This is a genomic window from Sulfitobacter sp. SBS6 (genome assembly GCF_048285585.1).
Taxonomy (GTDB): Bacteria; Pseudomonadota; Alphaproteobacteria; order Rhodobacterales; family Rhodobacteraceae; genus Sulfitobacter; species Sulfitobacter pontiacus.
The window spans coordinates 104,186-119,813 of record NZ_JBLWBA010000008.1 but is presented as its reverse complement, the minus strand read 5'-3'; the positions used below and the strand labels follow the sequence as shown (position 1 = coordinate 119,813).

Below are 15,628 nucleotides of genomic sequence, written 5' to 3'. Positions count from 1 at the left end.
CGAAACAGACGCGAGGCGCGTTTGCGATGGGGCCTTGAAAACAGGGTGCTTTGCCACCCGCCCCCAATCCCAACCTCGGAAAGGTCACGCACATGGATGGTACATTTAGCGAAAACGATATCTCCCGTGTGGTCGAGGCAGATCGCGCGCACATCTGGCACCACCTCAGCCAGCACAAAGCCTATGAAACCACGGACCCACGGATCATTGTCGAAGGCAAAGGCATGCGTGTCTGGGACCAAAAGGGCAAAGAGCATCTGGACGCGGTGTCCGGTGGTGTCTGGACCGTCAACGTCGGCTATGGCCGTGAAAGCATTGCCAACGCCGTGCGCGACCAGCTGATCAAGCTGAACTATTTTGCGGGGTCTGCCGGGTCTATTCCGGGGTCGCATTTTGCGGAAAAGCTGATCGACAAGATGCCGGGCATGAGCCGCCTGTACTATTGCAACTCCGGCTCCGAGGCGAACGAGAAAGCCTTCAAGATGATCCGCCAGATCGCCCACAAACGCTATGGCGGCAAGAAGCACAAAATCCTGTATCGCGACCGCGACTACCACGGCACGACCATCGCTTGTCTGTCTGCGGGCGGTCAGGAAGAACGCAATGCGCAATACGGCCCCTTCACCGACGGGTTCGTCCGCGTCCCCCACTGTCTGGAGTATCGCAAGTTCGAGCAAGACGGCGCGCCAGAGGATAACTACGGCATTTGGGCTGCGGATCAGATAGAGAAGATCATCCTCGCCGAAGGGCCCGACACCGTGGGCGGGCTGTGTCTTGAACCCGTGACGGCGGGCGGTGGTGTTATCACGCCTCCGGACGGCTACTGGGAACGGGTGCAAGAGATTTGTCGCAAGTATGACGTGCTGCTGCACATCGACGAAGTCGTCTGCGGCATCGGGCGCACCGGCGAATGGTTCGGCTACCAGCATTTCGGCGTCCAGCCCGATATGGTTACGATGGCAAAGGGTGTGGCCTCGGGCTATGCGGCGATTGCCTGTCTTGTGACGACGGAAGAGGTCTTTAACCTGTTCAAGGACGACGCCAGCGACCCGCTGAACTACTTCCGCGATATCTCTACCTTCGGGGGCTGCACCGCGGGCCCCACCGCCGCGATTGAAAACATGGCGATTATCGAACGCGAAAACCTGCTGCAAAACACCCGCGACATGGGGCAATACATGCTCGAAGAGCTTGAAGAGCTGTCGGACAAATATGACGTGATCGGTCAGGTGCGCGGCAAGGGTTTGTTCCTTGGCGCAGAGCTGGTCCAAGACCGCAGCACCCGCGTTCCCGTTGTCGAAGCGCAGATTCAGGCGGTCGTCGCAGACTGCATGGCGCAGGGCGTGATCATCGGGGCGACCAACCGGTCGGTGCCGGGCAAGAACAACACGCTCTGCTTCAGCCCTGCATTGATCGCGAAGAAGGACGATATTGATCAGATCATCGCGGCTGTGGATGGGGCAATGGGTCGGGTGTTCGGCAGCAAATAGGCTGCCGCTCCGGCACTTTGTTGCCGATCAAAATAATCTTACTGGAACCAAACCCGTCACATAGCGTTAAGTACTGAAGCTAGTATGGAGTATATCATGAAAAAGCTACTTTTGGTCCTGCCTATGGTTGGCGCACTCGCCGCTTGCGAAACGCAGACGCAATCTTCTGTAACCGGCGCTGCTGCTGGTGCGGCTCTGGGTGCTGTCGTCTCGGGCGACGATGACAAAACCAAAGGCGCCGTTCTGGGTGGCTTGGCTGGCGCTGCTGCAGGTGCATACCTGGGCCGCGGCAAAAACGGCCAGTGTGTCTACCAGAACTCCGCAGGTCAGCGTTACACGGCTGCTTGCCCATAAGCGTTTTCTGCTCCCGAAGGCAGATATTCACATTAGGCCTCGGCGTTTCGCCGGGGCCTTTTTTATGCGCTGACCGATTGGCTGCGTCTTGCGCACAAAAAAGGGCGGCTAGATGCCGCCCCGTCTTAACCGTGATTTTACCGCGCGATCAGTCAAGCAGACCCGCGTGCTTCAACCCGTGATCCACGAGCGCTTTGGTGGCATCGGTCAGCGGCACCAGCGGCAGGCGCACCTCGTCCGAGCACAACCCCAGACGCGCCATCGCGTATTTCACCCCCACCAGGCCCGGCTCGGTGAAGATCGCGTTGTGCAGCGGCATCAGCTTGTCCTGGATTTCCAGCGCCGACGCATAGTCCCCCGCAAGGCAGAACGCTTGCATCTGGCTTAGCAGCTTGGGCGCGACATTCGCGGTAACAGAGATACAGCCCACGCCGCCTTGGGCGTTGAACCCGTGCGCTGTGGCGTCCTCGCCCGAGAGCTGGACAAAATCCGGCCCGCACAGCATCCGCTGGTCACAGACCCGCGCCAGATCGCCGGTGGCATCCTTGACACCGATGATACGCGGCAGCTTGGCCAGCTCCGCCATGGTTTCGGGCAGCATATCAACGACCGAACGGCCAGGGATATTGTAGATGATGATCGGCAGACCGCAGGCCTCGTGGATCGCGGTGAAATGCGCGATCAGACCGGCTTGGGTCGGCTTGTTGTAATAGGGCGTGACCACCAGAACCGCATCGGCACCGACGCTTTCGGCGTGTTTGGCCAGACGGATGCTTTCGGTCGTGTTGTTCGAACCGGCACCTGCAACGACGGGGATACGACCCGCGGCGGCTTTGACGACTTCGGCGACAACGGTTTCATGCTCGGCATGGGTCAGGGTGGGCGATTCACCGGTGGTCCCGACAGGCACCAGCCCGTTCGATCCTTCCGCGATGTGCCATTCCACCAGCTTCTTGAGCGTGGCCAAATCCAGCGCGCCGTCCGTGAACGGCGTGACGAGTGCAGGTAGTGAACCTTGTAGCATATGCACGCTCCTATTCTTGCGTTGCTGGGCAAGCGCCCAATTGCTGATAGCGGCAAGTTGAGTTGAAACCCCCGCGCCGCGCCGTATGTTGCAAGGCTGTAGCCTTTGACCAGTAGGAAATGCAAGTGATGAGACGCGCCTTGGCGACGCTGACGATGGTTTTTGCCCTCGCCCTTCCGGCCCATGCCGAAAGGCCGCGTCCGCTGGGATGGGCGATGGACGCCATGCGCGCGGGCAGCTGGGATAATGCCGCCCTGATTGCGCGCCGTGACGGGGCCGTTGCGGTAGATGTGATCGAATGGCACCGCCTGCGCGCTGGTCGTGGCACTTATGCCGAGGTGACAGATTTCCTTAACCGCCGCCCTGATTGGCCGGGCGAGGCCTATCTGCGCAGACAGTCCGAAGAGGCCGTGATCCGCGAGGGTGACAAGGCGATACTGGAGTTCTTTACCGGTCAGGGCCCGCAGACGCCCGAGGGTGTGCTGGCCCATGCCGCAGCGCTGCTGCGTGCGGATCGTCTGGGCGAGGCACAGGCGCGGCTGGTGCTGGCGTGGCGTACCCTGCCCATGAGCGGGAACGATCAGGCAAAGTTCATTGACGCGCATGGGCCTTTGCTGAAACCGCACCACGCCGCCCGTCTGGACGAGATGCTATGGCAACGGGAACACGCCGAAGCCCGCCAGATGTTCGATCTGGTCAGCGATGCCGACAAGGCGCTGGCCGAAACCCGCATCGCCCTGCAAAATCTGGACGGCGACGTAAACGCCCTGATCGACGCGCTGCCCGCCAGCAAGGCCGGTGATCCGGGGCTACAGGCCGACCGCTTCGAATGGCGCATCCGCAAAGGCTACGGCGACAGCGCCAAGGATCTGATGCTGTCGCAATCGGTCAGCGCTGCGGCCCTTGGTCAGCCCGCCGCATGGGCCAACCGCCGCCGCGCGCTGGCGCGGGACGAAATGCGCAATGGCGATCCGGCGCGGGCCTATCAGATGGCGTCGAAACACTTCCTGTCCGAAGGGTCACATTTCGCGGACCTTGAATGGCTGTCGGGCTATATCGCCCTGCGGTTCCTCAAAGATCCCAAGCTGGCGCTTGGTCACTTTCAGGCCCATGACGGCGCGGTAGAATCCCCCATCAGCCAAGGGCGCGCAGGCTATTGGCAGGGCCGCGCGTATCAAGCCATGGGCGACGCCGAGGGCGCGGCCAAAGCCTATGCCCAAGGCGCGAAGTTCCAATCCTCTTTCTACGGTCTGCTTGCGGCAGAGCGGGGCAATCTGCCGTTCGACACAAGCCTTGCGGGCGCGCCCCCTGAACAGGACTGGCGCACATCGGCGCTGGCACAGGCGCCGCTGTTTCAGGCGGGGCTGCTGCTGCAAGCCTCGGGCGAGCTGTCGACCGCCGAACGGTTCTGGACCCATCTGGCAGAGCAGTTGATCACCGAAGACGCTGCCCTTCTGGGACAGGCCGCGATTGACGTGGGCCAGCCGCATCTGGCCGTGATGATCGGCAAACGTGTGGCGCAACGGGGCATAACCATCGCCGGCCCCTATTACGCGCTGCATGATGCGATCAAACTGGACCTGAACATGGCCCCCGAGATGGTGTTGGCCATCGCCCGCCGCGAAAGCGAATTCGATCCCGTGGTCCAAAGCCATGTGGGCGCGCGCGGTCTGATGCAGCTGATGCCCGCCACGGCCAAGGATGTCGCGCGCGATCTGGAGATCAGCGCGCTGCACACCACCGACCGGCTGACCGCCGACCCGGAATACAATGCTTTGCTGGGGTCCGAATACCTGTCGCAGATGGCGGGCCGGTTTAACGGGAATGTGGTCATGGTCTCGGCCGCCTATAACGCGGGCCCCTCGCGTCCGACGCGCTGGATGGACACCTACGGCGACCCGCGCGAGGGCGACATCGATATCGTCGACTGGATAGAGATGATCCCTTTCCGCGAGACGCAGAACTATGTGATGCGGGTGACCGAAAGCCTGCCCGTTTACCGCGCGCGCATGGGCAAAGATCCCCTGCCCCAACCTTTTACCGAGGAACTAACGGGCACGACCCTTTTGCCGTTCGCGCCAAAAGGTGAATAGCCCCGCCGCGACGATCAGCGCCGCCCCGATGGCGACATTGGGGCGCACGGTTTCGCCAAAGGCGCTGATGCCGATGATCGCGGCAAAGACCAGTTGCAAATAGGCAAAGGGCTGCACCGCGCTCGCCTCGGCCACTTCGTAGCAGCGGATCAACAGCCAGTGACCCGTGACACCGGTGATGCACAGGCACCCCATGATCAGCCAGTCGCTGGCAATCATCGGCTCCCAATACCACAGCCCCGTGGCTGTCATCGCCACTGACCCCGTGACGCCGGTCCAGAAAAAGCTGGTGGCGGTCTTGTCCTTGCGCCCGACATAGCGGGTCAGCAGCCCGTAGACCGCGAACATCGCGGCTGCCACCAGCGGGATCACGGCGGCGGGGTCAAAGACGCTCATCCCCGGCTGTAGAATGATCAACACCCCGATAAAGCCGACCCCGATCGCCGCCCACCTGCGCCAGCCGACGCTCTCCCCCAGGACAGGGCCGGACAGGGCGGCAACCAGCAGCGGATAACAGGTAAAGACCGCATGGCTTTCCACAAGGCCAAGGATCGTGAAGGCGACGATCATCACGCAAATCTCGGCCGCCAGCAGTAGCCCGCGGAATATCTGGAGCACCGGCTGGCTCGTCCGCGCCGCCGCCCGCAACCCGCCCGCATGGCGCTTGGCCAGCGCGATCACAAAGGCCGCGAAGAACCAGTAGCGGATCATCACCACCATCATCACGTTGTATTCAGAGGCCAGATGCCGCGACAGCCCGTCCTGCACCGCAAACACAAAGGTCGTGATCACCATCAAGGTGATGCCAAGCGGGATATTGTTCGACTGCGCCGCAGCCGCCGCGCGGTTGGTGGCCATGCTCATACGCGCACAGCCCGCGTCATGTGCCGCTTGCGTCCATAGCCGGTCGTGCGCTCGACCGCGAAGCCCGCGCTTTCCAGCGCGCGACGGACCGCGCCAGCGGCGGTATAGGTCGCGGCCGTGCCAAACGGTGCCGTGTGGCGTGCTACATCGTGCAGCAGCTCCGGCTCCCACAGCTCGGGGTTTTTGGCGGGGGAAAACCCGTCAAGAAACCACGCATCCGCCAGCCCGTCCCACGCGGGCACCGCACGTCGCGCATCGCCGATCACCACGGTCAGCACCACATCGCCAAAGCGCATCTCTCCACCTTCGGGCGACCAGGCGTCCAGCAGCGCGTCGCGCTTGCCGTCGAAGGCAGGAAAGGACCGATGCGCTTGGGCCATATCCTCGGACGACATCGGGAAGGCTTCGAAGGAGGTGAAATGCAGCGAGCCTTTCGCGCCATGCCGCGCCCACGCGTCCCAGGCCACAAGAAAGTTCAGCCCCGTGCCGAACCCCAACTCTCCGATGCGGAACCCGTCGCGGAAGCGGTTGGTCAGGTCATTCCCGTCGATAAAGACATGCTGCGTTTCCTCTACCCCGTTGTCGAGACTGAAGTACGGGTCGTCGAACTTGGAGGACACGGGCACACCGCTGTCTTTCCATTCGATATCAGCTGTCTGGTTCTCCATGGGATGGCCTTGTGCTATGGGCGTTGCCGAACACTGCGCAAAAAGGGCAAGGATTGGCAATGGCCGAAATCACGATACGCGGCGCGGGGATATTCGGGCTATCGGTGGCATGGGCCTGCGTGCAACGCAGCGCGACGGTGCAAGTGATCGACTCGAATGGCCCCGCCGCAGGCAGCAGCGGCGGTATCGTCGGCGCGCTGGCCCCACATGTGCCTGAAAACTGGAACGCCAAGAAAGCCTTTCAACGCGACAGCCTGCTGATGGCCGAAGGGTTCTGGCAAGCGGTTGAACAGGCGGGCGGCGGGAACGCGGGCTATGCCCGCAAGGGGCGCCTGCAACCCGTGGCCGATGACGCGGCATTGGCACTGGCACAGCAGCGGGCCGAAACCGCCAAGGCGCTGTGGCAGGGTCAGGCCACATGGTCCGTGATCCGCGCGAGTGACACGCCGTGGCAGCCCGACAGCCCCACCGGCTGGCTGATCCACGACACGCTAAGCGGTCTGATCCACCCCCGCCACGCCTGCGACGCGCTGGTGCGGGCACTGGCGGCCAAAGGCGTGACGGTGCAGGCGGAAGGCGAAGATCGCGGACAGGTTCTGTGGGCGACGGGCGTCGCGGGGCTGGCGCATATGACTGCCAATCACAGCCGTCTGGTCGGCGCAGGCGTCAAGGGGCAGGCCGCGCTGCTGGACTATGACGCGCGCGGCTTGCCACAGCTTTTTGCGGGCGGTGTGCATATCATCCCGCATAGCGACGGCACCACCGCCATCGGATCAACGACAGAGCGCGCGTATACCTCGCCCACCGAGACGGACGCGCAGCTTGATGACGTGATCGCCGCCGCACGCGCTGCAGTGCCCGTGTTGCGTGATGCGCCGGTGATCACCCGCTGGGCCGGCGTGCGCCCGCGCAGCCGCAGCCGTGCCCCGATGCTGGGGGCCTTGCCCGACGCTCCGGGGCAGTTCGTGGCCAATGGCGGGTTCAAGATCGGGTTCGGCATGGCCCCCAAAGTGGCCGAGGTCATGGCCGACTTGATGCTGGACGGGCGCGATACCATCCCTGATGGGTTCCGCGTCGAAGACAACCTCTAGCGCCGCGGCGGCCCGGCAGCCCACTAAGGCACCTCTTAAACGCAAAAGGGCCCCGGCAGATGCCGAGGCCCTTTCACGTTCATGTCGCCAAGGTTTAGGCAGCGTTTGGCAGGATCACGATTTCAACGCGGCGGTTTTGCGCTTTGCCCGCTGCGTTCAGGTTGCTTGCCACCGGCTGGCTTTCGCCACGGCCCACGGATTGGATGCGGTTACCGGGAACGCCGTTCGACACCAGCACATTCGCAACGGCGCGCGCACGGCCTTCGGACAGCTGCTGGTTATAAGACGCTTCGCCATCGCTATCGGTGTGACCGACGATTTGCAGCGTGGAGTTGCTGTAGACGTTCACGTTCCGCGCCAGTGCGGCCAGATCGTTTTGCATACCGGCCTGAACCTGCGTGCTGTCTGTCGCGAACAGGATGTCCTGCGGCAGGGTCACGATCAGGCGGTCACCTGTGTTGGTGATGATCACGTCGGAATCCAGCTGACGGCGCAGGTCGGCCTCTTGCTTGTCCAGCGAATAGCCATAGCCAGCACCCAATGCACCGCCAGCGACCGCACCGGCCAAGGCACCTTGCGCACGGTTGCCGTCGCCTTTGGACAGCGCACCGATCACAGCACCGGTACCTGCACCGATCAGCGCACCGTTACGTGTGTTGGCGTTCGGGTCGTTGGGGTTGCCGCCAATCGGACCGGGTTCACAAGCAGCCAGCGCCAGAACGCTTGTCAGAGCTACAGCAATGGAGGTTTTCGAAAGTGTCATATCTTATTCTGCCTTTAAGTTGTGGCCCCGTTCGGGCGAGGCAATCGTCACATAACGCTTTACACCAGCCTTTGTTCCCGTTGAACCGGCAGCTTCAAACCCATAGGCAGCAACCCGCCGATGACCTCACGCGTCGACGCGGGCGGATTCAAAGGCCAGCATGGCGCGTTTGACCGGCAGCCCCCAGTGATAGCCCCCTAGCCCACCGGATTTGCGCAAGGCGCGATGGCAGGGGATCAACCAGCTGATCGGGTTACGCCCCACCGCCGTGCCCACGGCGCGGACCGCTTTGGGCGTGCCGATGGTCTGGGCGATTTCGGAATAGGTGGTCACATGACCCGACGGGATCGCCAGCAAAGCCTCCCATACTTTGATCTGGAAGGGCGCGCCGATCAGATACATCGGGGCTTTGTCGGTCCCGTCTCCCTGTAGGCCAAAGGCAATCTGCACCCAGTCGCGCAGCACCGCCGGATCCTCGCGGAATGTCGCCCCCGGCCAGCGACGGCACAAATCCTCCATCGCGGCATCGGTGCCCATCTCGGCCGAGAAAGCCAGCCCGCAGATCCCCCGTGGCGTACCCATAACCAGTGCCGGGCCAAAGGGGCTGTCGAACCACCCCCACGAGATCACAAGCCCCTCCCCCTTGCGGGCGAAATCACCGGGGCTCATGGCTTCCCACCGCAGGAACATGTCGTGCAGACGGCCAGAGCCGGACAGCCCCAGCTCGTGCGCCGTGTCGAGCGTGGTAAAGCGGTCGCGCAGCAACGACTTGGCGTGATCCAGCATCAGGTATTGCTGATAGCGTTTCGGCGACACCCCCACCCACTGCGAGAAGAGCCGCTGGAAATGCGCCGGGCTCATCCCCATTTCGCCCGCGATCTGATCCAGCGCCAGCGGGTCGGCGGCGGCATCAATCAGATCAATCGCCCGCCGCATCACACCGTAGTGATAGGCGCTGCCGTCTGCGGTGGCGGCATCTTCGGGGGCGGTGGTTTGGGGCGTGTGCTGTGCATGTGTCATAGGGGCAGACTACGGCAGGCCCCGCCCCCGCGCGACCCGAAACATGCGCCAAATGACCCAGCCCCCTGCCGCAGCGACGCCCGTAAAATCCGCCGCGCGCGGCTTGCCCTGAGAGGCGAAACCACGCATACCCTTGGCGCATGGCCAAAACCCTTGATTATCACACGATCCGCGAGATTTTCACCCGCTTTCAGGACGCCGAGGCGGAACCGAAAGGCGAGCTGGATCACACCAACGTCTATACGTTGCTGGTCGCTGTCGCGCTGAGCGCGCAGGCCACGGATGCGGGGGTGAACAAGGCCACCAAATCCCTGTTCGAGATTGTCGAGCACCCGCAGCAGATGCTGGACCTCGGGCTGGAAGGGCTGACCGAACATATCAAGACGATCGGCCTGTTCCGCCAGAAGGCCAAGAACGTGATGAAGCTGAGCCAGATTCTGGTGGATGACTATGACGGGGTCGTACCCAACAGCCGCGCGGCGCTGCAATCGTTGCCCGGCGTGGGCCGCAAGACCGCGAATGTTGTGCTGAATATGTGGTGGCATTATCCGGCGCAGGCGGTGGACACGCATATCTTTCGCGTCGGCAATCGCACACGCATCGCCCCCGGCAAAACCGTCGATGCCGTAGAACGCGCGATCGAGGATAATATCCCCGTCGATTTCCAACACCATGCCCACCACTGGATGATCCTGCACGGGCGATACCATTGCAAAGCACGCAAACCCCTATGCAGAACCTGCATCATCCGTGACCTTTGCCCCTATGAGGAAAAAACCGAATGACCCAATACGAAGTGGTTGGCATCGGCAACGCTGTTGTCGATGTGATCTCGCATGCGGATGACGCGTTTCTGCAAGATAACGGCATCGAAAAAGGCATTATGCAGCTGATCGAGCGTGACCGCGCCGAAAACCTGTATGCGACAATGCAAGACCGTCTGCAGACCCCCGGCGGGTCGGTCGCCAATACCATTGCGGGCATCGGCGCGCTTGGCTTGCCCACGGCCTTTATCGGGCGGGTGAATGACGATGATCTGGGGCAGTTCTATGCCAAGGCGATGACAGACATCGGCATTGATTTTGTCAACGCGCCTGTGACCGGGGGCGAGAACCCGACCTCGCGCTGCATGATCTTTGTGACCCCGGATGGGGAACGCTCTTTGAACACCTATCTTGGGATCTCCACGGGGCTTACCTCGGACGACGTTCCGCAGGCGGTGGCCTCCAGCGCCAAGCTGATGTTCCTCGAAGGCTACCTTTTTGACCACGACGCCGGCAAAACCGCCTTCCGCGAAGCGGCGCGCGCGGCGACGGCGGGCGGTGGCATGGCGGGGATCGCGATTTCCGACCCCTTCTGCGTGGAACGCCACCGGGATGACTTCCTCGCGCTGATCGAAAACGATCTAGGCTATGTGATCGGCAACGAGGCCGAGATCCGCGCCTTGTGGGAAACCGACGATCTGGAAGACGCGCTGACCCGCACGGCGGCGATCTGTGACACGGTCGTCTGCACCCGGTCCGGCGACGGCGTGACGCTGATCCGCAAGGGCGAACGTGTCGACGTACCGGTGACCAAGGTGACCCCCGTGGATGCCACAGGTGCCGGCGATCAATTCGCGGCGGGGTTCCTCTATGGCATGGCCACGGGTCGCGACCTCGAGACATGCGGCAAGATGGGCAACATCTGCGCAGCCGAGGTGATCAGCCACATTGGCCCGCGCCCGCAGACCTCGATGATGGAGCTGTTCAAGGAAAAAGGGCTGGTCTGATGCTGACCGACGGATATCACGACGTACCGCTTGGCAAACTGGCGATGGTTGTCACACATCTTGAGATGCGCGAGGCCGCCCCCCTGCGGGATGTCCCCGCCCCCGAGGGCGTGGCCCTGCGCGCATTGACCCCGACACTGGACTGGTACCGTAATATCTTTCGGCGGGTCGGACAGGATTGGCTGTGGTTCGGACGGCTCACAAAGACCGACGCCGAATTGCAGGCGCTGTTGTCGGATGCGGACACGCAGTTTTTCACGCTGACCAAGGACGGTCGCGACGAGGCGCTGCTCGAGCTCAAGTTCACGGCTGATGGCACGTGCGAGCTGGCCTATTTCGGACTGACGCCCGCGCTGATCGGATCGGGTGCCGGGCGCTACCTGATGAACCACGCGATCCGCACGGCTTGGGCACGGCCGATCTCGCGGTTTCATCTACATACCTGCACGCTCGACAGTCCGCAGGCACTGTCCTTTTACATCCGCAGCGGGTTTACCCCGTTCAAGCGGCAGGTCGAGGTCGCGGATGATCCGCGGCTGATCGATCTGCTGGACAAGGACGCAGGGGCGCATGTGCCGACCATCGGCTAGCGCCCCCGTGGCTCACCCCATCCGTTCAGAGGCGTAAGACCCCGGCGAGGCAGGGAAGACCACCGTCTTGTTGCCATTCACAAACACGCGCCGGTGGATATGCGCGTGAATGGCCCGCGCCAATACCTGACTTTCGACATCCCGCCCGAGCGAGACATAGTCTTCGGCGGATTGCGCATGGGTGACGCGCACAATGTCCTGTTCGATAATCGGCCCTTCATCCAGATCGGCGGTCACGTAATGCGATGTCGCCCCGATCAGCTTGACCCCGCGCTGGAACGCTTGCTTATACGGGTTCGCCCCCTTGAAGCTGGGCAGGAAAGAATGGTGGATATTGATGATCCGCCCCGACATCTTCTGGCACATTTCGTCCGACAGGATCTGCATGTAGCGCGCCAGCACAATCAGCTCGGCCCCCGCGTCTTCGACCACAGCCATGATCCGCGCCTCGGCGTCGGCTTTGTTTTCCGGCGTGACCTTGATGCAGTGGAACGGGATGTCGTTGTTAACGACGACCTTTTGATAGTCCATATGGTTGGACACCACCGCGACAATATCGATCGGCAACGCGCCGATACGCCAGCGGTACAGCAAATCGTTCAGACAATGCCCGAAGCGCGAGACCATGATGACGACCTTCATCTTCACCGCCTCGTCGTGGAATTCATAGGCCATGTCAAAGGGCCGCGCCGCATCGGCAAAGCCGTCTGACAGGGTCGCCAGATCAACTTCGGCTTCGCTTTCAAAGCTGACGCGCATGAAGAAACCGCCGGTTTCCTTATCGTCGAACTGCGCACTGTCCGAGATGTTGCAGCCTTGATCGGCCAGATAATTCGCAATCGCCGCAACAACCCCGCGCGCAGAGGGGCAGGTCACGGTCAGGGCATATGTCTTCATCGGGATTTTTCCTGTGGCAAAGCGGTCCGACGTCGCGCGCCGATAGCCACCTGTTTCCTATCCGCCCCCGCCCCGTCAAGTTCGCGACAGCCGAAAAAGACACGCGACGCCCGCGCGGTCGGTCAAATCAGCACAATCGGTTTCCGATCATGCACATTGGCCCATATCCGCTACGCAATCGGGCAGACGGTGAACGCGGCCCGCCCCTTTGTCAGGCGTCGGCGAAATGCTCGACAAAGGCGTTGACCACAGCGGTATAGACCTCGCGCTTGAACGGGACGATGTTGTCGACCAGTTCGCGCACCGGCAACCAGCGCCAGTCCGAGAATTCTGGGTGTTCGGTGTCCAGGTTGATCTCGTCATCCGACCCGTGAAAGCGCAGCAGGAACCACTTCTGCTCTTGCCCGCGGAACCGGCCTTTCCAGATGTTGGGCACCAGTTCGATCGGCAGGTCATAGGGCAACCAGCCCTCGGTCTGTGCCACCACGGTGACAGAGCTTGGGGGGATGCCTGTCTCTTCCTCCAGCTCGCGCAGGGCGGCGACTTCGGCGTGTTCGCCCTTTTCGACGCCACCTTGCGGCATCTGCCATGCGTCCTGATCCCGGTCCCGACGTTGCCCGACAAACACATGCCCGTCGGCGTTGACCAGCATGACCCCGACACAGGGGCGATAGGGCAGTCGGGCGATTTCTTCTGGCGTCATATCGGGGGCCTTTCGCGGCAAGAGAAGTCATACCGGCGTTAGCACGAATCCCGCGCCCATGTATATTGGCTTACGCAGCGTTGTGCGTGACAGAACCGCAGGCTTGGGGTGAACTGCCGCACAGAACGGTCCAGTACCCTACATTCAGCCCTCGAAAGGTTTGCCAAATGTCCGACTATCCGCACCTGCTTGCCCCGCTTGATCTGGGGTTCACGACGTTGAAGAACCGCGTGTTGATGGGGTCTATGCACACCGGGCTTGAAGAAACACAGGACTGGAACCGCGTCGCCGAATTCTACGCCACCCGCGCGCGTGGCGATGTGGGGCTGATGGTGACAGGTGGCATCGGGCCGAACCCCGAAGGGTCGGTCGCCCATGGTGCCGCGATGATGCTGTCGCAAAAGGACGTGGACAACCATAGCATCGTCACCGACCGCGTGCACGAGGCAGGCGGCAAGATCGCGATGCAGATCCTGCACGCGGGGCGCTATGCCTTCAGCCCCGATTGCGTCGCCCCCTCGGCGATCAAATCCCCCATTTCGATGTTTGCCCCGAAAGAACTGGATGCGGAAGGCATCGAAAAGCAGATCAGCGATATCGCCGCCTGCGCCCTGCGTGCCAAACAGGCAGGCTATGACGGGGTAGAGGTGATGGGCTCCGAAGGGTATTTCCTGAACCAGTTCCTCGTCACCCACACCAACAAACGGACCGACGAATGGGGCGGGTCTTACGAGAACCGCATGAGACTGCCAGTCGAGGTCGTGCGCCGCGTGCGCGAGGCCGTCGGCCCCGATTTCATCCTCATCTACCGTTTGTCGATGATCGACCTGATCCCCAACGGCTCAACCTTTGAAGAGGTCGTGCAGCTTGCCAAGGCGGTAGAGGCCGCAGGTGCCACGATCATCAACACCGGCATCGGCTGGCACGAGGCGCGCATCCCGACGATCCAGACCTCGGTGCCGCGCGCGGCCTTTGCATGGGTCACGAAAAAGCTGATGGGTCAGGTGAACATACCGCTGATCACCTCCAACCGGATCAACACGCCCGAGGTCGCCGAAGAGGTGCTGGTGGACGGCTGCGCCGACATGGTGTCGATGGCGCGGCCCATGCTGGCCGATGCCGATTTCGTCGCCAAGGCCGCCGCCGGAAAATCGACCGAGATCGCGCCTTGTATCGCCTGCAACCAAGCCTGTCTGGACCATACCTTTGGCGGCAAAATCTCGAGCTGTCTGGTCAACCCGCGCGCCTGCTACGAGACTGAACTACGCGTCGATCCTGTTGACGCGGCCAAGACAATCGCCGTAGTGGGCGCGGGCCCTGCGGGGCTCTCTGCCGCCATCACCGCGGCAGAGCGCGGCCATACGGTCACCGTCTTTGATCGCGCAGCCGAGATCGGCGGCCAGTTGAACCTTGCCAAGCAGGTCGCCGGCAAAGAAGAGTTCTGGGGCCTCGTCGACTGGTATCGGGAGATGGTCAAGAAATACGACGTCACCGTGAAGCTGAACACCGAAGTCTCGGCCAATGATCTGGGCGAGTATGACGAGGTGATTATCGCCACCGGCGTTATTCCCCGCGACCCGCAAATCCCCGGTCAGGACGCGGGCAATGTGGTCAGCTATATCGACATCCTGAACGGCACCGTCACCGCTGGTCAGCGCGTCGCCGTCATCGGCGCGGGCGGCATCGGTTTCGATGTGTCCGAACATCTGGTGCATGACGGGGACAGCACCACCACCAACCTGCCCGAATGGATGAAGGAATGGGGCGTCACCGACCCCGCCGATCACCGCTCTGGCCTCGCGCCCCAAGGTCCGCAGCCGCACGCCCCCGCGCGCGAAGTTACCATGCTGCAGCGCAAGACCACCAAGGTCGGCAAGGGCTTGGGCAAGACGACCGGCTGGATCCACCGCGCGTCCCTGACCATGAAGAACGTGCAGATGATCGCGGGCGTCAACTACGAGAAGATCGACGCAGAGGGCCTGCACATCAGCTTTGGCGAAGCGCGTGAAAAGCCGCAGGTGATCGCGGCGGATACGATCGTGCTTTGTGCCGGTCAGCTGTCGGACCGGTCGCTGGCCGACGCGCTAGAGGTCAAGGGCATCCCGTGCCATGTTATCGGCGGCGCGGATGTCGCGGCTGAACTGGATGCGAAACGCGCGATTGACCAAGGCACCCGTCTGGCCGCTGCGCTGTAAGGTATGTCGACCAAAACGGGGCAGGCTGTCGTGACCTGCCCCGTCTTTCGCCCGCGCCACAAGGGCAGCACATCTTGCGCCTCCGCGCCGGTCTGTCAAAATGCC

General features: G+C 62.4%; 15 protein-coding genes. 8 read left to right on the top strand and 7 right to left on the bottom strand.

Annotated features, from left to right (window positions below):
- Positions 1 to 92: 92 nt before the first annotated feature.
- Together ACNQ62_RS14280 and ACNQ62_RS14275 are read left to right on the top strand one after the other, a co-directional pair.
- Positions 93 to 1,490: an aspartate aminotransferase family protein gene (locus ACNQ62_RS14280; RefSeq protein ID WP_418095123.1), complete on the top strand. Its 1,398-nt coding sequence runs from the start codon at positions 93 to 95 to the stop codon at positions 1,488 to 1,490.
- Positions 1,491 to 1,586: 96 nt separating this feature from the next.
- The gene (locus ACNQ62_RS14275; RefSeq protein WP_037944890.1) at positions 1,587 to 1,844 is read left to right on the top strand and encodes a glycine zipper 2TM domain-containing protein; all 258 of its coding nucleotides are present in this window, start codon (positions 1,587 to 1,589) and stop codon (positions 1,842 to 1,844) included.
- A gap of 148 nt (positions 1,845 to 1,992) precedes the next feature.
- Here the strand turns inward: ACNQ62_RS14275 and dapA are convergent, their stop codons facing one another.
- On the bottom strand, positions 1,993 to 2,868 hold the full coding sequence (gene dapA / locus ACNQ62_RS14270; protein ID WP_009825897.1) for a 4-hydroxy-tetrahydrodipicolinate synthase: 876 nt from the start codon (positions 2,866 to 2,868) through the stop codon (positions 1,993 to 1,995).
- Positions 2,869 to 2,987: 119 nt separating this feature from the next.
- Between dapA and ACNQ62_RS14265 the strand changes: the two genes are divergently transcribed.
- Positions 2,988 to 4,961 (top strand): lytic transglycosylase domain-containing protein, encoded by a 1,974-nt coding sequence (locus ACNQ62_RS14265; protein ID WP_418095122.1) that lies wholly within the window; start codon positions 2,988 to 2,990, stop codon positions 4,959 to 4,961.
- Here the strand turns inward: ACNQ62_RS14265 and ACNQ62_RS14260 are convergent.
- Together ACNQ62_RS14260 and mnmD are read right to left on the bottom strand one after the other, a co-directional pair.
- Entirely contained in the window at positions 4,917 to 5,825 is a 909-nt protein-coding gene (locus ACNQ62_RS14260; RefSeq protein ID WP_051577598.1) for a DMT family transporter, read from the bottom strand. The two genes, ACNQ62_RS14265 and ACNQ62_RS14260, sit on opposite strands and share 45 nt — an antisense overlap.
- On the bottom strand, positions 5,822 to 6,493 hold the full coding sequence (gene mnmD / locus ACNQ62_RS14255; protein WP_418095121.1) for a tRNA (5-methylaminomethyl-2-thiouridine)(34)-methyltransferase MnmD: 672 nt from the start codon (positions 6,491 to 6,493) through the stop codon (positions 5,822 to 5,824). The genes ACNQ62_RS14260 and mnmD overlap by 4 nt, the downstream gene beginning before the upstream one ends.
- Before the next feature lie 59 nt (positions 6,494 to 6,552).
- Here mnmD and ACNQ62_RS14250 point away from each other — a divergent pair, with 59 nt between their 5' ends.
- Entirely contained in the window at positions 6,553 to 7,584 is a 1,032-nt protein-coding gene (locus ACNQ62_RS14250) for an NAD(P)/FAD-dependent oxidoreductase (protein WP_418095120.1), read from the top strand.
- 94 nt (positions 7,585 to 7,678) lie between these two features.
- Here ACNQ62_RS14250 and ACNQ62_RS14245 read toward each other — a convergent pair whose 3' ends face one another.
- The gene (locus tag ACNQ62_RS14245) at positions 7,679 to 8,347 is read right to left on the bottom strand and encodes an OmpA family protein (RefSeq protein ID WP_418095119.1); all 669 of its coding nucleotides are present in this window, start codon (positions 8,345 to 8,347) and stop codon (positions 7,679 to 7,681) included.
- Between the two features lie 126 nt (positions 8,348 to 8,473).
- Complete coding sequence (locus tag ACNQ62_RS14240; RefSeq protein ID WP_418095118.1) at positions 8,474 to 9,367, bottom strand: methylated-DNA--[protein]-cysteine S-methyltransferase; 894 nt, start codon at positions 9,365 to 9,367, stop codon at positions 8,474 to 8,476.
- Between the two features lie 140 nt (positions 9,368 to 9,507).
- On the opposite strand from ACNQ62_RS14240, the gene nth reads away from it, so the two are divergent.
- From nth to ACNQ62_RS14225, 3 genes are read left to right on the top strand one after another with little or no spacing between them, the layout of a single operon-like run.
- Positions 9,508 to 10,152, top strand: a complete 645-nt coding sequence (gene nth, locus ACNQ62_RS14235) for an endonuclease III (RefSeq protein ID WP_005851129.1) — start codon at positions 9,508 to 9,510, stop codon at positions 10,150 to 10,152.
- Positions 10,149 to 11,138, top strand: coding sequence for an adenosine kinase (locus ACNQ62_RS14230; protein WP_037943043.1), 990 nt, complete (start codon positions 10,149 to 10,151; stop codon positions 11,136 to 11,138). The genes nth and ACNQ62_RS14230 overlap by 4 nt, the downstream gene beginning before the upstream one ends.
- On the top strand, positions 11,138 to 11,728 hold the full coding sequence (locus ACNQ62_RS14225; RefSeq protein ID WP_418095117.1) for a GNAT family N-acetyltransferase: 591 nt from the start codon (positions 11,138 to 11,140) through the stop codon (positions 11,726 to 11,728). The genes ACNQ62_RS14230 and ACNQ62_RS14225 overlap by 1 nt, the downstream gene beginning before the upstream one ends.
- 12 nt (positions 11,729 to 11,740) lie before the next feature.
- Here ACNQ62_RS14225 and purU read toward each other — a convergent pair whose 3' ends face one another.
- Positions 11,741 to 12,625 (bottom strand): formyltetrahydrofolate deformylase, encoded by an 885-nt coding sequence (purU, locus tag ACNQ62_RS14220; RefSeq protein WP_005851123.1) that lies wholly within the window; start codon positions 12,623 to 12,625, stop codon positions 11,741 to 11,743.
- A 211-nt stretch (positions 12,626 to 12,836) separates the two neighbouring features.
- The gene (locus ACNQ62_RS14215; RefSeq protein ID WP_005851121.1) at positions 12,837 to 13,328 is read right to left on the bottom strand and encodes an RNA pyrophosphohydrolase; all 492 of its coding nucleotides are present in this window, start codon (positions 13,326 to 13,328) and stop codon (positions 12,837 to 12,839) included.
- 167 nt (positions 13,329 to 13,495) lie between these two features.
- On the opposite strand from ACNQ62_RS14215, the gene ACNQ62_RS14210 reads away from it, so the two are divergent.
- Entirely contained in the window at positions 13,496 to 15,523 is a 2,028-nt protein-coding gene (locus ACNQ62_RS14210) for an FAD-dependent oxidoreductase (protein ID WP_418095116.1), read from the top strand.
- The last annotated feature ends 105 nt before the right edge of the window (positions 15,524 to 15,628 follow it).